Here is a 20981-nt window from a genome sequence, read left to right as displayed (position 1 = left end):
ATTTGATTTTTAATTTTTAAATCTAGTTTAAGATAATTCATAAATAGGATCACAATTTACATTCAGCCTAAAGATGAACTATTTTTAACGTTTTGTTTTTTCGAATGTGTCCTTGAATAATATTTTTAACATCCCGATTATTTTGCATGGGGATAATAATATTTCTTAGGATTTCTACATTGGTTATTTGATAGTTTAAATCATAAAACGCATATCCTTTGTAAATTCCGTTTTCTATCAAAACCGCTGATCGTTCACTTATTGTTCTTCCTTTATCAATTAGAATCATGTTTTGATTGTCAAAACTATTTTTGTCAATAAAAGCTTGTACTCTGATGTTGTATTCCTCAGGTGATACCGCGCCTATGCACGCACCTTCACATTCTTTTATGGTATATTGAAAGCAGTTTGTTTTACTAGCGTATAAGCCCGTAAGTTTTTGACATAGGTTGTAATGAGATGTGATTCTGAACAAAGCATTTTTTCCTTCTTGAATAGAAGTGAAGGATGTGATTTCCTTTTTACGACCATCGGCTTTTTGAAGTTTTAAGTTCAAATATCCTTTTTCATCTTTCTCAGCATAGAGCGCAAGTTGAAAAATACTTTTACGTTGTGCTCTGTTGTATATTGGTTTGTTGATTTTAATTTCTTCGCTTTCTTTTAGCAAAGCGATTAGTTCACTACCCGTTTCTTCATAAGTTACGGTGTAAACATCGGCTTGAATTTTTTTGCATTTATTGGTAGTACCTGTAAAATGCTGGTTGATTCGCTTTTTTATGTTTCGGCTTTTGCCAATGTAAATGAGATTTCCTTTTTCGTTATGTATGTAGTAAACGCCAGTTTTTGCTGGTAAACTAGACACAATGTCTAACAGTTTAGGTGCTATACCTTTTTGAACTTCTAGTTTGATGAAATCTTTAACAATTTCTTTTTCTAAATCTTTTTCCAAAAGGATTTTAAACAATTTTACAGTAGCCAATGCATCTCCGCTAGCGCGATGCCTGTCTGCTATTGGTATACCGAGTGCGCGCACTAATTTTCCTAAACTATGCGAGGGTTGTTCAGGTAATAATTTTTGTGATAAAGCAACGGTGCAAAGTGTTTTGGCTTCAAAATCATAGCCCAATCTACGAAACTCTGTTCTCAGGATTCTATAGTCAAAAGAAGCATTGTGAGCCACAATCACGCACCCATCAGTTATTTCAATGATGCGTTTAGCTACCTCAAAAAATTTAGGAGCCGATGTGAGCATGGCATTATTGATACCAGTAAGTTTTACAACAAACGGCTGAATGGGAATTTCAGGATTTACCAAGCTGATGAACTGATCTACTATTTCGTGTCCATCAAATTTGTAAATGGCAATTTCAGTAATTCCTTCTTCGTTAAATTGCCCTCCTGTGGTTTCTATGTCGAGTATTGCGTACATTTTCAATATCAATTTCAAAAATCAATAGCAATTTCAAAATAAATATCGTGAATCAATGGTAATTTTTAAAAATTGAAAATTGTAATTCCCATTTCTATTGCCATTGAAAACACATTGTAATTGTTATTGAATTATTTTTTGTTGTTTATCATTTTAGAAGCTATGGCGATTAATTCTTCAACTTCTGTCAAAAGCCATTTTCTTTCTTCTAATTCTCCTGCTTTTATGTAATTCAGAACTTTTAATGAATTTCTGGACTCTTTGAGTTCTTTTACGGAAAGCGATACTTTAAATATAAAATCTTTATTTGTAATAGTACCTTGAGCTTCACCATAATTTAATGCTGAACTTCCAGAGGAGCGTATAAGTTGATTTTTATAATAATCAATTTCATAAGATTTTTCTAGCTTTCTAACAAAGAAAATACATTCTCCTGCAAATCTAACTAAACGGTCTTCAAAATTGTATATTTTATCAAAATTAGGTTCGTTTACATGCATTTTTACCAACTTTAAAATTGAAATTAATTTCTTCCCCCAAAGATACTACTTCCAATTCTAACCATGGTACTGCCACATTCAATTGCGAGTTGATAGTCACCAGACATTCCCATTGAGAGGGTCTCTAGTGGGCATTTTTCAATTTCTAAATTTTTAGTTTTGTCGAAAATTGTTTTCAATTGCGTGAATTCTTTCTTGATTTGATCTTTATTATCAGTGAAAGTAGCCATTCCCATTAATCCAACGATTTGAATGTTTTTCAGTTCTTTGAATTCATTTGATGCTAGGAGGGAATCAAGTTCATCCTGATCAAGACCAAATTTTGTTTCTTCCTCGGCAATGTAAATTTGCAATAAACAATCAATAATTCGGTTATTTTTTAACGCTTGTTTGTTGATTTCTTGTAATAGTTTAAGACTGTCTACACCATGAATCAAACTTACAAAAGGTGCCATAAACTTTACTTTATTCGTTTGAACATGACCTATCATGTGCCACTGAATATCTTTGGGCATTTCTTCCCATTTATCAGCCATTTCCTGGATTTTGTTTTCTCCAAAAATGCGTTGACCAGCTTCATAAGCTTCCATCAAATCCGAAACCGGTTTGGTCTTTGAAACTGCAACTAAGGTTACATGTTCAGGTAAAGAAGTTTTAATTCCAAGTAAATTTGTAGCTATTGACATGATGAATTCCTGATTTTTATAAATTAAAGTTCATAGACTACTAATCCACTTCTGAATTTAGGTTCTATGTACGTACTTTTTGGAGGCATAATTAAATTAGCATCGGCCAATGCTTTAATTTCTCCTATGTTTGAGGGAAATAATATAAAACCGATTTCAAATTCGCCTTGATCAATTTTATTTTTTACTTCTAAAACGGATTGCTTTCCAGAAAGGTACTCAATTCGTTCGTCATTTCGTAAATCTTCAATACCTAAAATGGGTAATAAAACTTCTTTATATAAAATTTGAGTATCTAAACTGTCTAACGCAGAATGGAACACTTCCTTTTCTTTACGAAGTACTAAACTATAAAATTCATTATCAAGATACATTCCAAACTGATGTTTGTGAGAGGGTTGAAAGGGTTGTTGCAATTTATTTTCAATGCTGAAATTCTTTTGCAACGCAATCATAAACTCTTCCTTTGTCAAATCATTTAGATCTTTTACAAGACGATTAAATTCGTAAATTTTTACGTTGTTTTCAGAAATTAAGTAGCTTAATATATGATTCTTAGAGGTGTTCTGAGCATCGGTATTTTCCTCAGATAATAATTTTAAAGCTTCAGTACGATGATGTCCATCCGCGATATAAAGGCTATCTGTTTTTTCAAAAATATTTTGAATCCAATTGATTTCAAGTGGATCGTCTATCTTCCATAAATAATGAATTTCTTTCTTTGTGGTCGAAAATTCAAAATCAGCTAATTTCTGCGTGCAATTAAAAATCCAGTTTTCAATGGTTTTGTTGTCAGGATAGGTCATCAAAACGGGTTCTGTATTAAACTCTGAATATCGCATGTATTCTTTTAGCAATCGAACTCTAAAAGCAATAATATCTTCGTGTTTTTTAATGATTTCATTGCAATAATCAGCAACACTTGTTCCAGCTATGATTCCAATAAAAGATTGTGTTTTAGTAACAATTTTATGAATGTAAATTGCTGGTTTTTTATCTTTTACAAGAATGATCTCGTTTTTGAACTCTTCGTATTTTTGATGAACTTGCTTGTATCTTTTTTCAAATGAAACAGTTTCTTGATTGGTATAAGCAGGTTTTAAAATGTGTAAAAACGAAAGTGGATTAAAATCCAGTTGTGCTGCTAATTCAGCATTTACATATTCTTCATAAGATCTACAGGTTACAAGACATACTTTGTCTCGGGTAGGTCTTACTGCTTTAAAAGGAACTATTTTGGCCATAATTAAGTTAAAAGTCAAAAGTTAAAAGTCAAAAGTTAAAAGAAGCGGACTTCTAGAATTTTGACTTTCAAACTTTATGACATTAAATAAATTGTTTAGAAATCTTTTCTGCTTTTTTACTTTCTGAATAATCGTAGAAACCTTCACCTGATTTTATTCCCAGTTTTCCTGCTCTAACCATATTTACTAATAATGGACATGGTGCATATTTTGGATTTTTGAACCCATCATACATTACGTTTAAAATGGCTAAACATACATCAAGGCCAATAAAATCTGCAAGTTGTAATGGTCCCATGGGTTGGCCCATTCCAAGTTTCATCACCGTATCAATTTCGTAAACACCCGCAACTTTGTTGTACAAAGTCTCAATTGCTTCATTGATCATTGGCATTAAAATTCTATTGGCTACAAAACCTGGATAATCATTCACTTCAACAGGAGTTTTTCCTAGTTTTTCAGAAAGACTCATGATGGTTTTTGTAACTTCATCTGAGGTGTTGTAACCGCGGATAATCTCTACTAATTTCATTATAGGCACCGGATTCATAAAGTGCATACCTATAACACGTTCCGGATTAGTCACAACCGATCCTATTTGTGTAATCGAAATTGAAGATGTATTGGTTGCTAAAATGGTATCCTGCGAACAAATTTCATTCAATTGTTTGAAGATATTTAGTTTTAATGCTACATTTTCTGTTGCAGCTTCTACCACTAGATCAACACCTACAACACCGTCTTTTATATCGGTATACGTAATAATATTGGTGATTGTTTTTGCTTTATCCTCTTGGGTGATGCTTCCTTTAGTGATCATTCGATCTAAATTAGCGGCAATAGTTGCCATTCCTTTATCCAAAGATTGTTCAGAAACATCAATTAATTTTACGGTAAAACCACTTTGTGCAAAGGTATGAGCTATTCCATTGCCCATTGTTCCTGCTCCGATTACGGCTATTGTTTTCATATTTTGAGTTTAAAGTTTAAAAGTTTAAAGCTTAAAGTTATTTTGAGTAACTGAAAACCTTAAACTTAAAAGTAATTTTATTTATTTCTTAAAACAATCAATAATTTGATAGGCAACTCGTAATGCTTCAGTTGCTTGGTCTAAAGTCACTACTGGAGTTGTATTGTTGTTGATTGAATCTGCAAACGATTCTAACTCATCCAGAATAGCGTTGTTTTGTTCAACATCTGGATTGGAGAAGTAGATCTGTTTTTTGATACCCTCGGCATTTTGTAAAATCATATCAAAATCACCTGGAACCTCTGGAGCGTCTTTCATTTTTACCACTTCACATTTTTTCTCTAAGAAATCAACAGAGATGTAAGCGTCCTTTTGAAAGAAACGAGATTTCCGCATGTTCTTCATCGAAATTCGGCTAGCTGTCAAGTTGGCTACGCAACCATTTTCAAATTCAATTCTGGCATTTGCAATATCAGGGGTGTCACTTATCACCGAAACTCCGCTGGCACTAATATTCTTCACTTTTGATTTAACCACACTTAAAATAGCATCAATGTCATGAATCATCAAATCTAGGACCACTGGGACATCAGTTCCTCGCGGATTAAATTCAGCTAAACGGTGCGCTTCAATAAACATTGGATTTTCAATCATGTTTTTAGTAGCTATAAATGCAGGATTGAAGCGTTCTACGTGTCCTACTTGCCCTTTTACATTATACTCATTGGCAAGAGCAATGATTTCTTCAGCTTCCTCCACTGTGTTTGAAATCGGTTTTTCAATAAAAACATGTTTCCCTGATTTGATAGCTACTTTTGCACATTTGTAATGTGAAAGCGTTGGGGTAACAATATCAATTACATCTACAGCATGAATAAGAGTTGCAATAGTACTAAAATGTTTGTATCCAAACTCTTTTGATATCTTTTCAGCATTCTCTTGATTTGGGTCATAAAACCCTACCAATTCATATTTGTCAGATTGTTGTAATAAACGCAAATGTATTTTTCCTAGGTGACCAGCACCTAATACTCCAATTTTTAGCATAAGGGTGTATTTTTTACAAAAATAGCAATTAAATGATTAATCTATTGTTGAATTAAGACAAATTGTGCGCTAAATTATTATTTAAAAACCAATATTTGATTTCAGTTTTTCTTTTCTATTTTTACAGAAATAAAAATTTTAATTTTGAAAGATACAGCCAAACATCAAGGACTTCGGAATCAATTAGTAAGCGTTTTAGAGCAAAAAGGGATTACGGATAAAAATGTTTTGGAAGCCATAAAAAAGATACCACGTCACCTATTTTTGGATTCAAGCTTTGAAAATTATGCTTATCAAGATAAGGCTTTTCCTATTGGTGCTGGGCAAACTATTTCACAACCCTACACCGTTGCTTTTCAATCCCAATTGTTAGAAGTGAAAAAGGAAGATAAAATATTAGAAATCGGTACTGGTTCTGGATACCAAACGGCAGTTTTATGTACCATGGGCGCTAAAGTGTATAGTGTAGAACGCCAAAATGAATTGTTTAAAAAAACCACAAACTTATTTCCTAAACTTAATATTCGTCCTAAACATACTTCTTTTGGTGATGGCTACAAAGGGTTGCCAAATTACGCACCATTTGACAGCATTATTGTTACGGCTGGTGCGCCAATTATTCCTAAACCTTTGATGGCGCAGTTAAAAATAGGAGGAAGGCTAGTAATTCCTCTTGGTGAAGACGTGCAAATAATGACTTTGCTTGTTCGAATTAATGAAACTCAATTTGAAAAGCATGAATTTGGAGAATTTAGATTTGTTCCCTTATTAGAAGACAAGAATTAAAAAAAAAAAATCATCTTCAGCGCTTTATGAAAAAAGAGTTGTAGATGATTTTTTTTGGCTTAGCCCAAAAAGGATTTGTCGTTAATGGTTTGGAATAAAAAATAAGATATTTTACTCTGCTTAGCTATTGTGATTTTTCATCAAAATAGCTTTGATATAAAACAAAAAAAATCATTTTAATTTAAAATGATTTTTTTATGCGTTCTAAGTCTCGTTTTGTATCCTGTTCTTTTAAAGATTCTCGTTTATCATAGGTTTTCTTTCCTTTACAAAGACCTATTTGAAGTTTTGCCATTCCTTTTTCATTGGTAAATAATTTAAGAGGAACTATTGTTAAGCCTTTAGCCTGAACACTTTTAGATAAGCTTTTAAGTTCTTTTTTATTTAAGAGTAATTTACGTTCACTACGGGCTTTGTGGTTGAATTGATTCCCAAAAGAGTATTCCTCAATGTAGGTGTTTATGGCAAACAATTCAAGATTACTGAATTCACAAAAACTTTCTGTAATATTGGCTTTGCCTAAACGAATTGATTTAATCTCAGTACCAGCCAAAACGATTCCAGCCGTAAATGTTTCGATAATTTCATAATCGAATTTGGCTCTTTTATTGTAAATATTAATTGTTTTTAACATGGTGCAAAGGTAGCAAAATTAAAATATCAAGCAATTTTTATGGCAATTTCAATAAATGATAGCTTATGGTATCACCAGTGATTGTAATTACATACAAGTTCCCAAAAACCGTATCTTCAATATCAGGAAACAAATTGTATTTGATAACTTGGTTTACAAATTTGGGTATTGAATTACTATGCCCTACAATCAAGACTTTTTTATTTAGAGTTTCATTTTTGAAATTTTCAATATTTAAATCTTTAAGATCGTACAGTTTAGTTTTTATATTTTTAGCTGTAGCTGTAGGTGCTGCAGTTTGTGTGGTTCTTTTAAAATCGGTAGTATAAATTTCGTCAAAGTGAACATCGGCGAAAATAGCATTCCATTGATTGGCTCTTTTCAATCCATTTTCTGATAAATCAGGATTTTTGGAATCATCTACTTTTTCGGCATGTCTAATAAAATAATAGGTAGTAACATTTTGTTGTGCTAAACAAATATTAAAAAACAATAGGGCAAGGATGAGTAGTTTTTTTTTCATGGTTAGATTTTTTAGGGGGTTAATAAATCATAAATTTTAGAATGTATATATTTGTACAATGGATAAATTAAAATCAAAGGACCCGCTACACGGAATCACGCTTCAGCAAATTGTAGAAAAGCTTGTCAATCATTATGGATTTGACACCTTAAGTGAACTGATTAAAATTAAATGTTTTTCAATTAATCCAAGCATTAAATCCAGTTTGACTTTTTTAAGAAAGACAGATTGGGCTCGTAAACAAGTTGAAGATTTGTATGTTAAAAGTATAAATAAATTTTAATTTATTTTGTAAGAAACCATCACTCCGCCTCTATAAGGAAGTGATTCTCCACTTTTGTTGTAATTTTTTACATTTTCATAGCGTTGACCTGTGGTTAAGTCATATCCTTTGTAAAAACCTTGATGCCAACCACCACCTAGGAAACAGTCAATCATAAATTTTTCATTTATCTTAACTTGGTAGCCTATAGTAGCACCTGCAAAATAACCAAACCCTTTTTCGTATTTATTAGTGTTTAAGTAATTCCACTTTTGGAAATTAAAAATAGTAGCTCCTATATGCGCACCTGCATAAAAACCATTGTAATTTTCTTTGAAATGGTATCGATATTCTGGTGTAAAAGTGTAAAATTCTCTGGGTTTGCCATTGATTGATTTCCAAAAAGAGGCCAAAGCATCAAAATGAAAAGTTGATTTCTTACCTATGCTCGTTTCAATACCTACATTTGGTATCGTTAAAATTGTTGTAAAAGCATTTACTTTAACATAAGTTTGAGCAGAAAGAGTAGCACTAAAAATTAAAATTATAAGAACAATTATTTTTTTCATAAAAAAAGTCAGTAGGATAATGTTTTAAGTGGAATTATTCATCAACAAAAGTAACAGTTATTTCCAAAAATCATAATGAATTTTGTTGATTTTAAGTTTTTGAAAATTATGATTTATTGATTAAGGAGTAAATAGCTGAATCTAAAAATCGGCCCTCGTAAAATTCATAATCTTTGAAATGAGCTTCTTTTACAAAATTATTATTTTCTAAAACTTTTGCCGATGCAAGATTTTCTGGTGCTATAACCGCTTCTATTGAATGTAGTTTTAAATCATTAAATCCATAGTATACGACAGCCTTGACAGCTTCCGTCACAATTCCTTTTCCTTGATAATCAGGTAGTAGCATGTATCCAATTTCGGCTCGGTAATGTTCTGGTTTAATGCGATAATGACCAATAATCCCGATAAGCTTTGGGCTATCTTTTAAAGTTATAGCCCAATTGATGCCCTCATTAACTTCAATTTTATGATCAATCATTGCAATATGCTCCAAAGCTTCTTCATCCGTTTTTAACAAAGGACGAGGGATATACTGCATAGTTCTTGGATTAGATCGTAACATTAAAATTTCTTTTACATCACCTGCGTTTACTCTTCTTAAAAGTAAACGGTCGGTTTCAAGATTTGGAAATGGTGTGAAATTGATAGTCAACATAGAATTTTATTAAAGAATTTTGATAGTAAATATAGATTCAAAGGTTGCGTTTGGTTCTAAAATTTGAATGCCCTCTTTTAGTAGTAAATCTCCGGTACTCTCCAGTACATCAGAATATCCAAACCAAGGTTCAATACAAATAAATGGTGCTGATTTTTTTGTCCAAATTCCTAAATTAGGGAAACCATTATAATCAACTTTTAAGATAGGCTTTTTGTGCTCTAAAATAGTGAGTTTTTTAGAAAGTATGGTTTTGAAAATCAAGGCATCATGTTCGAAAAGAGTGTAATCAAGAGCAAGTTTTTTGTCTTGAGTATTTAATTTTTTAGTTTCATTAGATACTAAATCATTTTCTAAAATATGATATTGCAAAGGTTCATTTTGTTCAAATTCAATTTCATAATCTTCAAATTTTAATGGTAAAGCGAAGGCTGGATGGGCTCCAATAGAAAAGGGCATGGCTTTTTTTCCAAAGTTTTTAACCAGATAGGAAATTGATAAATTTGTTTCTTTAAGAGTATAAATGATTTGCAATTGGAAATCAAAAGGATAATTTTTTAAAGTTTCACTGGTGCGTGATAATGAAAAAACAGCTCTCTCATCATTCGCTTCAAGAACTTCAAAGTCCATGTCTCTGGCAAAACCATGACGGGTTAAATGGTAATCATTATTCTCGTAATGAAAAGAATTGTTTTTTAAAGTTCCTACTATTGGGAATAAAATAGGGGAATGTTTGCCCCAGAATTCGGGATTACCATTCCACATATATTCTCTTGTATTCTGGTGTTTTAGAGAAATGAGTTCTGCACCATGATGATCTATTGTTGCAGTTAATTTGTTGTTTTTTAAAATTGTAGTCAAAATAATTTTGTTTTTACTGAGATACTCTGAATTTGCCGTAAATATATTCAATATTTAATCACAAGATGTTTTTTTTATCAAAGTGCTAAAATTCTTAATCTTTTATACTCAAAATTATCTTTTTTTTCATTAATTTGTAAACAAAATCAATTAACTATGAAGAAAATCAATCTTGGATTTTTTGTACATGCGAGCTTATTGTTTATTGGAATAATAAATTTGAATGCACAACAAACTCCTGAAAATACTGCTAATACAGTATCAAAGTACGACTATCATGATGCTTTTGGACCTCATTTTTACACTAAAAATGGAACTGCAACACGTTCAGCAAGTGGTCAACCAGGGTCAGAATATTGGCAAAATAGTGCTAGTTACAAACTAACAGCTAAACTTGACGAGAAAAACAATGAAATTTCAGGATCTGGAATTATTACGTATACCAACAATAGTCCTGATAAATTAGGATTTGTTTGGATGAATTTGGATCAAAATCTTTTTAAAGCAGACTCTCGTGGAAGTGCAATAGTACCATTATCAGGTAGTAGAAATGGGGCACAAGGTCAAGTTTTTGAAGGAGGACATAAAATAAAGTCTGTTTCTGTAATTAGTAATAATAAAGGTGTAGCTACAGAAACTGCTGTGAAATATGTAATTTCAGACACTAGAATGCAGGTTTTTTTGCCACAAGCGCTTAACGCCAAAGGTGGAACTGCAAAAATTAAAATTGATTTCTCATTTATTGCTCCTTATGAAGGATCAGATAGAATGGGTGTTTTAGAAACTAAAAACGGAAAAATATTTACCATGGCGCAATGGTATCCTCGTATGTGTGTGTATGATGATGTGCGTGGCTGGAATGTAAACCCATATTTAGGAGCCTCTGAATTCTATTTAGAATATGGTGATTTTGATGTAAGTATTACTGCTCCTTCTAATCATATTGTAGTTGCTTCGGGTGAGTTGACAAATGCTGCTGCTGTATTCTCAACGGTAGAACAAAGTAGATTGGCACAAGCCAAACAAAGTGATAAAACGGTATTTATTAGAACAGCAGAGGAAGTTGCTACCACTTCAAAAACGGGATCATCAACTACAAAAACTTGGAATTTTAAAATGATCAATGCCCGTGATTTTTCTTGGTCATCATCTGCCTCTTTCATTTTGGATGCGGCGAAAATCAATTTGCCAAGTGGAAAAAAATCGCTAGCTATGTCCGTTTATCCAGTTGAGAGTGCTGGTGATGCAGCATGGGGTAGATCTACAGAGTATACAAAAGCATCTATAGAGAACTATTCTAAAAGATGGTTTGAATACCCTTATCCTGCAGCTGTAAATGTTGCTGGAAATGAAGGCGGAATGGAGTATCCTGGAATTGTTTTTTGTAGCTGGGAATCAAAAGGAGCTGATTTATGGGGTGTTACAGATCATGAGTTTGGTCACATTTGGTTTCCAATGATTGTAGGATCTAATGAACGATTGTTTGCATGGATGGACGAAGGTTTCAATACTTTTATCAATTCATTAAGTTCAATTGATTTTAATAATGGAGAATACAAAGAGCCAAAAGCAGACATGCATCAAAGAGCAGAAATGTATACAAGTCCTTTTCTGGAAACAATAATGAGTTCCCCAGACAATATGAAGGAGCGTAACATTGGTCTTTTGGCCTATTCTAAACCTAGTTCGGGTTTAGTTATTTTAAGAGAGCAAGTATTAGGACCTGAGCGTTTTGATTTAGCATTGAAAACGTATGTAGAGCGTTGGGCTTTTAAACATCCACAGCCAGATGATTTTTTTAGAACAATTGAAAATGTTGCTGGTGAAGATTTGAGTTGGTTTTGGAGAGGTTGGTTTCAATACAATTGGCGTTTAGATCAAGGTATAAATTCAATAAAATATGTAAAAAATGACCCTAAAAAGGGAGTTATTATTACTATTGAGAACTTCGAAAAAATGGTCATGCCTGTATCTCTTGACGTAAAAACTAAAAGTGGAAAAATTACAAGAGTAAAGTTACCAGTTGAAGTGTGGCAAAAAAACAAATCTTGGTCGTTTAAACACAATTCTACTGAAGAAATTGAAAGCATCACATTAGATCCGGATCATGCATTTCCAGATTCTAATACGGCAAATAATGTATGGACTGCTGAAAAAGGTTTACTTGAAAAAGATGTAATTCTTGATGGTTATTTGGGAACTTATTCAACTCAAATGGCTCCTTTAAAAATAACTTTTTCTGAGAAAAATGGAGCGCTTACTGCCTTGATTACAAATTATCCTTCTTTTTCTGTGGAGAACATTGGAAAGAATGCTTTTGAATCAAAACAAGCAGGACTTAAGTTTGAATTCAACGAAAGTTTAAATGGTTTTGATATGACTGTTCCAGGTGGACAAAAAATTCCTTTTACCAGAGATAAATAATTTTTTGAAATTTTAAAGAAGAATTTATTTTAACAAAAAAGACTTGTAATTATTTACAAGTCTTTTTTTATTTCTTTATTCAGGTATTTGCTGACTTAAACAGTGTAGGGTTCCAAAACCCCAAATAAAATCAGTTGCATTTATGCCGATAATTTCTCTATCGGGAAAACATTCTGCTAGTATGTTTAGTGCTTTACGATCGTTACTATCATTAAAAGTAGGTACTAAAACACATTGGTTTAAAATCAAAAAATTAGCATAGCTAGCAGGTAATCGCAATCCGTCAAATTCTAATTTTTTCGGCATTGGCAAGGCTACTATGACTGGAGATTTTCCATTTTCAAGTTTAGCGTTTTGTAACCTTTTTAAATTGTCTTGTAGTGGCTGATAATTTTTATCAAGCGGATCGTTTTCTACAATAGTAACAATAGTATCTTCGTTAACAAATCGACACAAATCATCAATATGTCCATGAGTATCATCGCCTTCAATGCCGTCGCCTAACCAAATCACATTGGTTACGCCAAGATATTCCTTGAAAACGGCTTCGTAATCTTCTTTTGTAAAGCCTGCATTTCGAACCTGTATGTCTGGGTGCATTAAACATTCCTCTGATGTTAATAAGGTTCCACGCCCGTTTACATCGATGGCACCACCTTCAACAATCACCGGCTTTCCTTTGTACATGACTTGAGTCACAGGAATATTTAAAAATTCGCCTACTTTAGCAGGAACAAATTTATCTAATTGTATGTTTTTGTATTTGGCCCAGCCATTAAAATTAAAGTTTAATGCCTCTCTTTCGGTTCTGTTCTTTATAATGATAGGTCCAGAATCACGCATCCAACTTCTATTGGTTTTGTGAATGATGTACGAAACATTTTTTAGTTCAACATGAGCTGTTTCTAGCATGGTGTTTACTTTTATTTTTTGGTTTTCATCTGCCACAACCAAAAAAACAGTTTCAAAAGTTGCTACTTTTTTAATAAATTCTACAAAAGCCCATTGAACTGCTTCATATTTTCCAGGCCAATCTTTCCCATTATGAGGGAAACACAGTAGCATTCCTTGTTGTTTTTCCCATTCGGCTGGAAAACGCCTAGTATTTGTAGTCATATTATATACGTTTATCAAAGGTGCAAATATAATGATTCAGACTCACTTAAAAAACGAGCAAACATTGCAATTTTTTAAAACTGCGTTTTCATTTATAGTATTAAGGTAATGATTAAATAATATTGTGTTAATTATAGTTGATTTGTTCATTTCTATTTTTGGTAAAAAATAATTTATGAAAAAATACAGTATTTCACTTCTAGCTGCAATTTTGATTTTGTCTAGTTGTACTAAAGAGGATAATTCAAGCAACGATCAAGAAACGATTGTGAATGAAAATCCTGCTTCATTTAAAGAAATTGGAAGTCTTACAATAGGAGGAACAGGTGCTGCTGAAATTAGTGCATATGACGAATTATCTAAGAAATTATTTACTGTCAACAATAGCAATACGAATAAAATTGATGTAATTGATTTGTCAAATCCAACGAGTCCAAAATTTGTAACAAGTATTGATTTGACTCCTTATAATGGAGCATCAAATAGTGTTGCTACCTTTAATGGTAAATTAGCTGTGGCCTTAGAGGCAAAACCGAATAAGCAAGATGCTGGTAAAGTTTTGGTTTTTGATACCACTACATACGCTCTTATTAAAGAAATTATGGTTGGTGCATTACCTGATATGATTACATTTTCTCCTGATGGAAATTTTATTATGACTGCCAATGAAGGTGAACCAAACGATACTTACTCGATTGACCCAGAGGGTTCAGTATCTATAATTGCGGTAAATAATAATTATGCAGTTACAACTTTAAATTTTGCAGGTTTTGCAAACCAGTTAAATACGCTCAAGGCAAAAGGTTTTAGAATTGCTAGCGTAACTAATAATTTCGCATCAGATGTTGAACCAGAATACATTACTATATCTGCTGATTCTAAAACAGCTTGGGTAACTTTACAAGAAAACAATGGCGTTGCTAAAATTGATTTGAGTAGCAAAACGATTACGAATATTTTTCCTTTGGGTCTAAAAGACTATAACCTTGCTGACAATGCAATTGATGTAAGTGATAAAGATGGAGGGATATTTATGAAACCTTGGAAAATAAAAGGAATGTATCAACCAGATGCAATAAGTAGTTTTGAAGTAAATAAAGTATCCTATTTTGTAACTGCAAATGAAGGTGATGCTAGAGAATATAGCGCTTTTGTTGATGTAAAAAGAGTAGGTAGTTCATCAGTAATTCTTGATCCTGTAGCGTTTCCAGATGCTACAGCACTTAAAGCTGAGACTAGTTTAGGTAGGCTAAATATTAATACTAAAATGGGAGATACTGATGGCGATGGCGATTTTGATGAGCTTGTTTCTTTTGGTTCTAGATCTTTCTCTATATGGAATGGTACAACGGGTGAATTAGTGTATGATAGTAAAAATGAATTGGATAAAAAATCACATGAATTAGGTTTTTATGATGACGGCAGAAGTGATGATAAAGGGGCTGAGCCAGAATCTGTAGTAGTTACAAAAATGGGGACTAAAACAATACTTTTTGTAGGTCTTGAACGCGCCGATGCAGTAATGATTTATGATATCTCAAATCCTGCTGCACCAAAATTAATGCAAACTATTAATACGGGTGATGCTCCTGAAGGTCTACTATATATTCCTGCTTCAAAAAGTCCAACAAAAAGAAGTTTGCTTGTGGTAAGTAGTGAAGGTGACGGAAGTGTGAAAGTTTTCCAGCCAGATTTGAACTAAAAAGTACTCTCGAAATAATAAAATCCCTGCTTGAATAAAGAATTCAGCAGGGATTTTTTGTTTTAAAAAGAGCAGTTAGTCAATTGCTCTTTTTGTAATATCTCCAAAGGCATCTATACGTCTGTCTCTAAAAAATGGCCAGTTTTGACGCACATTTTCTTGTAAGTCTAAGTCAACTTCGGCAATTAAAATTTCTTCTTTATCATGTGAGGCTTGCGCCAAAATTTCACCTTGTGGCCCACAGATAAATGAAGCTCCCCAAAATTCAATTCCAGGAGTTTCTGGTAAATATTTTTCTAAACCAATACGGTTTGCTGCTGCAACATAAACACCATTTGCAACCGCATGACCTTTCATAACATTCATCCAAGCGCCATATTGGTTTTCACCATATTGCTCTTTTTCTTGCGGATGCCAACCAATTGCTGTTGGGTAAAACAATACTTCGGAACCTTTTAAAGCTGTTATGCGTGCTGCTTCAGGATACCATTGATCCCAACAGATTAATGTTCCTATATTTCCTTTCTGTGTACGATTATTTTTAAATCCTAAATCACCCGGTGTAAAATAGAATTTTTCGTAAAAAGCGGGATCATCTGGAATGTGCATTTTTCTATACAACCCTGCTTCTGATCCATCTGTATCAATAATATAAGCACTATTGTGATAAATACCAGCCATTCTTTTTTCGAAAAAAGGAACAATAATTACAACTCCTAATTCTTTTGCCAAAGCACTAAAAGCAGTAAAAGAAGTGCTGTATAACGGTTCCGCCAAAGCAAAATTATCTACATCTTCACTTTGACAAAAATAATGACTGCTATATAATTCGGGTAAAGAAATTACTTCGGCGCCAAGTTTTGCTGCATCTCTAACCCAACTAATACATTTTTTTAAATTATTTTCGGCTACGTCATTCAGGTTTAATTGAATAACAGCTATTTTATACTTTTTATTTGACATTACATAAATTTTAGAATACAAAAATAGTAAATTTTATGGCTAGTATAAAATAGACCTCACGTGTTTGCTAATGAACTTTACTAAAGAATTTTGAAATAAGCTTTCTACTGCTTTATAATTAGTAAAAAAAACAACACTTCCTGTTTTGTAAGAAGTGTTGTTTTAAAAATTTGAAATTAATTAAAAAGATCCACAAATATTTCCAGTAAATGTTGCACCTGCTCCAGCTGTAACATCAGCTTTTACTGCGCTAGCAGTTAGTAACGGTATGGTATAACTTGGTGTAAAAGCCGTATTGCTTCCAGCAGTATTACCTGTTGTGTTTGTAAATATGTTTCCTATAATTGTAACAGCAGTATAGCCTGTCATAAGGTCAATAGGTTGATTTACATTTTCAAAAACATTATTTTCAACTCTAATGCTAGCTTCAAGACCTGCAGCTACACATTTATTACTAGCAGAACTGTTAAAGTAGTTGTTTACAATATGTACTTTACCAAAACGTACTCTTGGCATTCTTTCTTTACATCCAGTAGCCCACCAACATCTTGCAAAAGTTATTCTAAGTTTACCTCTATCTGCTGTTGCACCATCACTAGACCCTATTAAATTTGAATATCTGTGATCTGGAGAACCTCCTGATCCGCCTGGTCTTGGAGCTTTTAGGTATGTAAATTTAGTGTAAGAGACTGTAACATAGTCTGACTGATTTTTGATATCTAAATTCCCATCAACTCCATCTCTAAACTCACAATGATCTACCCAAACATTTTGGCAATTATCAATTATTGCATTATCCCAACCATCTGTATCATATGCACCTGGTCCTTCAAAAATTAGATTTCTAAGAATGATATTTTTACATCTCTTAATATTTAAAATTCCAGAATTGGCTTTGGTTTGATCCGTCGAAACTAATTTTGCACCGTTGGCGCCATAAATTGTTTTTCCAGTTTGATCTTGAAAAGCAATACGACCCGTTGAAGTAGCAGGAATATTAATGGTTCCTGTTACTTTAATGACTTTCACAGAAGTGTTTTCTATTGCAGCTTTTAATTGCGCATAAGTACTTACTACTGTTTCTGTAGCGTTGCCACCTCCAGTAGTTCCACCATTTTGTGATGCCCAGCCAGGAACAGCTGCACAATCGCCAACTCTTGCATTGTTCTTTGATGTTTTTGTTTCTAACTGTGCTGTACCTGCATTAGTTTCTGCAGTTTCTTCATTGTTACAACTTGTGAGCCCAAAGAAAAGACTCACAATGAAAACGGATACATTTAAATTTAATTTCATAGTACTTATTGTTAAATATTAGTGATTTAAAGCATTACAAAATAAATCATAAAAAAAGGTATTATTATTGAACTTGTTCAATAAAACCTATAATTAATTAAATTTTGTGTTTTTTATTGATTGTTATATTGAAAATACTATAATTTTATTATTTTTACGTAATCGATTGCACAACCTACTGTTTTTCGATTGAAATAATGCATAATTAATATAAATAAAACCCCAAAAAAATGTACGAATTACTGCGAAATAATATTGAGAAAAAAATTCCCCTGACCAATGAAGAATGGGAATTAATTCAGGAAAACGTAAAACAGGTTAAACTAAAAAAAAATGATTATCTCCAAATTCAGGATTCTAATAGTAAATACGAAGCCTTTGTTTTAAATGGAGCATTCAAAATTTATCACTTGAAAGAAAATGGTGCTGAGTGTATACTTTTTTTTGCATTTGATAATGATTGGATAACTGATGTTGAAAGTTTTTATCATGATAAACTTACAAGGTATAACATCAAAGCACTTGAGGATTGTGAAATTTTGGTCATTAATAAAATAAATAAAACTAAATTATTTAAAGAAGTTCCAAAGCTTTTGAAATTTCACACCTTGCTGATTGAAAAAACAAATATTGTCATGCAGGATAGATTGCTTGATATCTTGAACAAGACATCAAAGCAACGTTATTTAGATTTTATAAACAAATATCCTGTAAAAGCACAGCGAATTAATGATAGGAATCTCTCATCGTATCTGGGTGTTTCTCATGAGTTTTTATGTAAGATAAAAAAACAATTTAAGTTAGAGCGTACTACTGAATGCTGACTTTTCCCGTTTTATTTTTTCCTGTTTTAGAGATGATTTTGTAAATGTAAATACCACTTGGTAGACTTGGTAAAGTGATGGAAGTACTTTTTGTAATGAAGGATTGTGATACTGTATTTTGCCCATTCATGTTAAAAAGATAGAAAAAAGTTTCTTCTTCTTTTTTAGTTTCAATATTGATGTCTTGGTTTGGTTTTAAAGCCGTTGGATAAACAAAAAAATCACTTTTTCCCATAAAAATAATATCAATAGCTGTTGAATTTATTGTTGTATTATCTTCTAGTGTCAGTCGTACCCTGTATTTGTTAAATCCTTCTGATGGAGCGACATCATCTAGAGTAAAATTTTTAGATAAAGGAACATTCTTCGATGTTAAAAGTATTTCTTTGTTGTTGATTAATTTTAAGAGTTCCACTTTTTTTATTTGAAATAGACTAAAAAGATTTGTTGAGATTGTGATTAGGTTCTCAGTTGTAATCTCGGCATTTACAAATTCAAAATAACAATTGGAGTTATTTTCATAACGTAAAGTAGATTCGCTTTTTATACCCTCAACAGAGTTGAAATTAGGAGAGACAGCGTGAATTTTACCGTTTGTATAGGTGTAGGTTGAATTAGTAACTTGCTCCTTGAAAGTAAGTTTTGTATCAACTAATTCGTAAATATTAAAGCTAGAAACAGTTTCTGGTTTAGTCCAATTGATTTCAGTTGTTCCATTACAAACTAATGAAGTCGTGGTATTTAAATCGTACGAAATGATAAAATTATCCGAAATAAACTCTTCATTACCAATTTTCATTTTAAGTTTTGCTTTCGTAAAAAGCTCTTTTAAAGGTAGGTATAGGTATTGTCCATTTTCTATATTGATGTTCGTTTTGATGGATTCCCAAGTTTGTCCATCGTTATAACTTATAGATAATTCACCGTTAGTTCCTGTAATTGTGGAGTTCCATTTTATTGGTGAAATTAATTTACCATCTAGCGGGAAATTATCATTTAGAATAGGATAGTTCCATTCGAATGAGTTTTTTATCTCATAATCATAAACAATACTGTAATCTTGACTATCCGTATTTAGTAAACCAGCACTTATGGATATACTGTATGTTTGAAATTGAGGGTCAGTAATTTCTATTTGTTCAATTGTATTGACTTTATCAATACCTTTTGCTGCGGGTAACTGAGGTGAATTGGGATTTAATATCCATGGTAAAAAAGTTTCTGATGGTGAAATTAACGCTAAATCTAAATCATGTATTAAACTAATGTTGGTATTTACTTGGGCTGGCGGATCATTCCAAACCAATGTTATTTTTAAATTCTTACTATTATTTGGTATGGTTATTTGGTGCAAGTTTTTTTGTTCAGACTTTATAGTTCCTGTTATAATTCTATTTTGTTGTATGGTATTTAAACATTTTAAGGCATTTACGTTTCCAAAGCCATAAGTAAAATCAGGACCTAAATTTCCTAAATCTTTTGCACTATTTATCAAGATTGCTTTTGCAGTTGCATTCTGTAAAGAAGTTGTATGTGTTTTGTTGTAAAGCTCTTTCAATAATGAAATAATTCCTGATGTGATTGCAGTTGCATTTGAGGTACCCTCTGTACTGTAAGCTACTATTTCGGGTTTGATCCTGCCGTCATACGCAGGACCTTTTGATGAAAATGGCATACTGTTTTCACTAGCATTCACACTTCCTACCACAATACTATTCTTTGATTGTTTAAAATTTCCTGTAATGCTTTTAAATCCTTCAGTCCCTCTATTTCCTGCTGAGAAAACATGATTGATTGTAGAATTCTCGTAAAGAGTTTTGTCAAATGCTGCCGCTAGATTGCCATAGAAATTCTCAATTACAGTACCATAAGAGTGGTTTTGAATGGTGGCTCCTTGCATAGTTGTGATTGCATCTGGGAAGAGAGAGAGAAAATTGGAAGATTGAATTTTTGCTTTTGGAGCAACACCCTTGCCTAAAATAGAACTATTTCCTAAGCCTGCAACTATTGTAGCCATTGCAGTTGCGTGCTTTGAAACTTGACTAGATTGTGTGTTAGAAGGAATATGTTTATTTAACAAATCAATATCGTTGATGTCAAAAAATTCATCTTTAATAGATACAATTTGATTTAAACCCGTTATGTCTTTAAAATTTTTTACCAACATATTAATTTGATTAACGCTAAAGTTTTGGTCAATAATTTTAGATTCAACGGTAGGGGTGAAAGATTCTTGGGTAATGGATAAGACGTTATGAATGGGAATGATTTGGTTAACTAAAGATTTGTAGTTGGTATTTATAAATACTACATCAGATTGGATAAAGTATTCTATCTGTAATGCTTTAAGTTTTTCTGTTAGTTTTAAAATATCGTTAGTTACGATTATATACTTTTTCTTCGATGAATGGTTTTTTAGATTGCTTGGTAATTTCCACATATTATTTAATGGATATAATTTAATATCTTGATTTTCAACCAAATTTTTTG

Annotated in this window: 20 protein-coding genes; 5 read left to right on the top strand and 15 right to left on the bottom strand. The window is 32.3% G+C overall.

From position 1 onward, the window contains the following. Positions 1-67: 67 nt before the first annotated feature. The 6 genes from DNC80_RS10425 to DNC80_RS10400 all read right to left on the bottom strand — a co-directional run bounded on the left by DNC80_RS10425 (position 68) and on the right by DNC80_RS10400 (position 5876). A complete protein-coding gene (locus DNC80_RS10425; RefSeq protein ID WP_182651171.1) occupies positions 68-1429 on the bottom strand; it encodes an exonuclease domain-containing protein in 1362 nt (453 codons plus the stop codon). Positions 1430-1560: 131 nt separating this feature from the next. Beyond that, positions 1561-1929: a four helix bundle protein gene (locus DNC80_RS10420; protein ID WP_182651170.1), complete on the bottom strand. Its 369-nt coding sequence runs from the start codon at positions 1927-1929 to the stop codon at positions 1561-1563. Positions 1930-1952: 23 nt separating this feature from the next. Continuing rightward, the gene (locus tag DNC80_RS10415; RefSeq protein WP_182651169.1) at positions 1953-2615 is read right to left on the bottom strand and encodes a YggS family pyridoxal phosphate-dependent enzyme; all 663 of its coding nucleotides are present in this window, start codon (positions 2613-2615) and stop codon (positions 1953-1955) included. Between the two features lie 23 nt (positions 2616-2638). Further along, the gene (locus DNC80_RS10410; protein WP_182651168.1) at positions 2639-3859 is read right to left on the bottom strand and encodes a DUF1015 domain-containing protein; all 1221 of its coding nucleotides are present in this window, start codon (positions 3857-3859) and stop codon (positions 2639-2641) included. Between the two features lie 82 nt (positions 3860-3941). Beyond that, positions 3942-4829 carry a 3-hydroxyacyl-CoA dehydrogenase family protein gene (locus tag DNC80_RS10405; protein ID WP_158729953.1) on the bottom strand — a complete coding sequence of 296 codons (888 nt, stop codon included), beginning with the start codon at positions 4827-4829 and terminating at the stop codon, positions 3942-3944. 81 nt (positions 4830-4910) lie between these two features. Beyond that, positions 4911-5876, bottom strand: a complete 966-nt coding sequence (locus DNC80_RS10400; RefSeq protein ID WP_182651167.1) for a Gfo/Idh/MocA family protein — start codon at positions 5874-5876, stop codon at positions 4911-4913. A 144-nt stretch (positions 5877-6020) separates the two neighbouring features. On the opposite strand from DNC80_RS10400, the gene DNC80_RS10395 reads away from it, so the two are divergent. Continuing rightward, positions 6021-6662, top strand: a complete 642-nt coding sequence (locus DNC80_RS10395; RefSeq protein ID WP_182651166.1) for a protein-L-isoaspartate(D-aspartate) O-methyltransferase — start codon at positions 6021-6023, stop codon at positions 6660-6662. 181 nt (positions 6663-6843) lie between these two features. On the opposite strand, the gene smpB is transcribed toward DNC80_RS10395, so the two are convergent. Next, positions 6844-7296 carry an SsrA-binding protein SmpB gene (smpB, locus tag DNC80_RS10390; protein WP_086454511.1) on the bottom strand — a complete coding sequence of 151 codons (453 nt, stop codon included), beginning with the start codon at positions 7294-7296 and terminating at the stop codon, positions 6844-6846. A 37-nt stretch (positions 7297-7333) separates the two neighbouring features. Continuing rightward, positions 7334-7819: a histidine phosphatase family protein gene (locus tag DNC80_RS10385; protein WP_182651165.1), complete on the bottom strand. Its 486-nt coding sequence runs from the start codon at positions 7817-7819 to the stop codon at positions 7334-7336. 58 nt (positions 7820-7877) lie between these two features. Between DNC80_RS10385 and DNC80_RS10380 the strand changes: the two genes are divergently transcribed. Beyond that, positions 7878-8102: a VF530 family DNA-binding protein gene (locus DNC80_RS10380; RefSeq protein ID WP_182651164.1), complete on the top strand. Its 225-nt coding sequence runs from the start codon at positions 7878-7880 to the stop codon at positions 8100-8102. Here the strand turns inward: DNC80_RS10380 and DNC80_RS10375 are convergent. The 3 genes from DNC80_RS10375 to DNC80_RS10365 form a co-directional block, all read right to left on the bottom strand. Next, positions 8099-8650 carry a DUF3575 domain-containing protein gene (locus DNC80_RS10375; RefSeq protein ID WP_182651163.1) on the bottom strand — a complete coding sequence of 184 codons (552 nt, stop codon included), beginning with the start codon at positions 8648-8650 and terminating at the stop codon, positions 8099-8101. The two genes, DNC80_RS10380 and DNC80_RS10375, sit on opposite strands and share 4 nt — an antisense overlap. A gap of 106 nt (positions 8651-8756) precedes the next feature. Continuing rightward, complete coding sequence (locus DNC80_RS10370; RefSeq protein ID WP_182651162.1) at positions 8757-9308, bottom strand: GNAT family N-acetyltransferase; 552 nt, start codon at positions 9306-9308, stop codon at positions 8757-8759. A gap of 9 nt (positions 9309-9317) precedes the next feature. After that, positions 9318-10169 carry an aldose 1-epimerase family protein gene (locus DNC80_RS10365; protein WP_182651161.1) on the bottom strand — a complete coding sequence of 284 codons (852 nt, stop codon included), beginning with the start codon at positions 10167-10169 and terminating at the stop codon, positions 9318-9320. Between the two features lie 156 nt (positions 10170-10325). On the opposite strand from DNC80_RS10365, the gene DNC80_RS10360 reads away from it, so the two are divergent. Beyond that, entirely contained in the window at positions 10326-12593 is a 2268-nt protein-coding gene (locus DNC80_RS10360) for a M1 family metallopeptidase (protein ID WP_182651160.1), read from the top strand. A 75-nt stretch (positions 12594-12668) separates the two neighbouring features. Here DNC80_RS10360 and DNC80_RS10355 read toward each other — a convergent pair whose 3' ends face one another. Next, positions 12669-13709, bottom strand: a complete 1041-nt coding sequence (locus DNC80_RS10355) for an agmatine/peptidylarginine deiminase (RefSeq protein WP_182651159.1) — start codon at positions 13707-13709, stop codon at positions 12669-12671. 175 nt (positions 13710-13884) lie between these two features. On the opposite strand from DNC80_RS10355, the gene DNC80_RS10350 reads away from it, so the two are divergent. Beyond that, entirely contained in the window at positions 13885-15411 is a 1527-nt protein-coding gene (locus tag DNC80_RS10350; RefSeq protein WP_182651158.1) for a choice-of-anchor I family protein, read from the top strand. A gap of 75 nt (positions 15412-15486) precedes the next feature. Here the strand turns inward: DNC80_RS10350 and DNC80_RS10345 are convergent, their stop codons facing one another. Beyond that, positions 15487-16374, bottom strand: a complete 888-nt coding sequence (locus tag DNC80_RS10345; RefSeq protein ID WP_182651157.1) for a carbon-nitrogen hydrolase — start codon at positions 16372-16374, stop codon at positions 15487-15489. Positions 16375-16554: 180 nt separating this feature from the next. Then, on the bottom strand, positions 16555-17667 hold the full coding sequence (locus DNC80_RS10340) for a polysaccharide lyase family 1 protein (protein ID WP_182651156.1): 1113 nt from the start codon (positions 17665-17667) through the stop codon (positions 16555-16557). Positions 17668-17897: 230 nt separating this feature from the next. Between DNC80_RS10340 and DNC80_RS10335 the strand changes: the two genes are divergently transcribed. Continuing rightward, positions 17898-18491, top strand: coding sequence for a Crp/Fnr family transcriptional regulator (locus DNC80_RS10335; RefSeq protein WP_182651155.1), 594 nt, complete (start codon positions 17898-17900; stop codon positions 18489-18491). Here the strand turns inward: DNC80_RS10335 and DNC80_RS10330 are convergent. Then, a partial coding sequence (locus DNC80_RS10330; RefSeq protein ID WP_182651154.1) for a S8 family serine peptidase occupies positions 18478-20981 on the bottom strand: 2504 nt, incomplete at its 5' end. The two genes, DNC80_RS10335 and DNC80_RS10330, sit on opposite strands and share 14 nt — an antisense overlap.

This window comes from Flavobacterium sp. SOK18b (assembly GCF_014156605.1).
GTDB classification, from domain to species: domain Bacteria; phylum Bacteroidota; class Bacteroidia; order Flavobacteriales; family Flavobacteriaceae; genus Flavobacterium; species Flavobacterium tiangeerense.
This window is presented reverse-complemented; position numbering and strand designations above follow the sequence as displayed.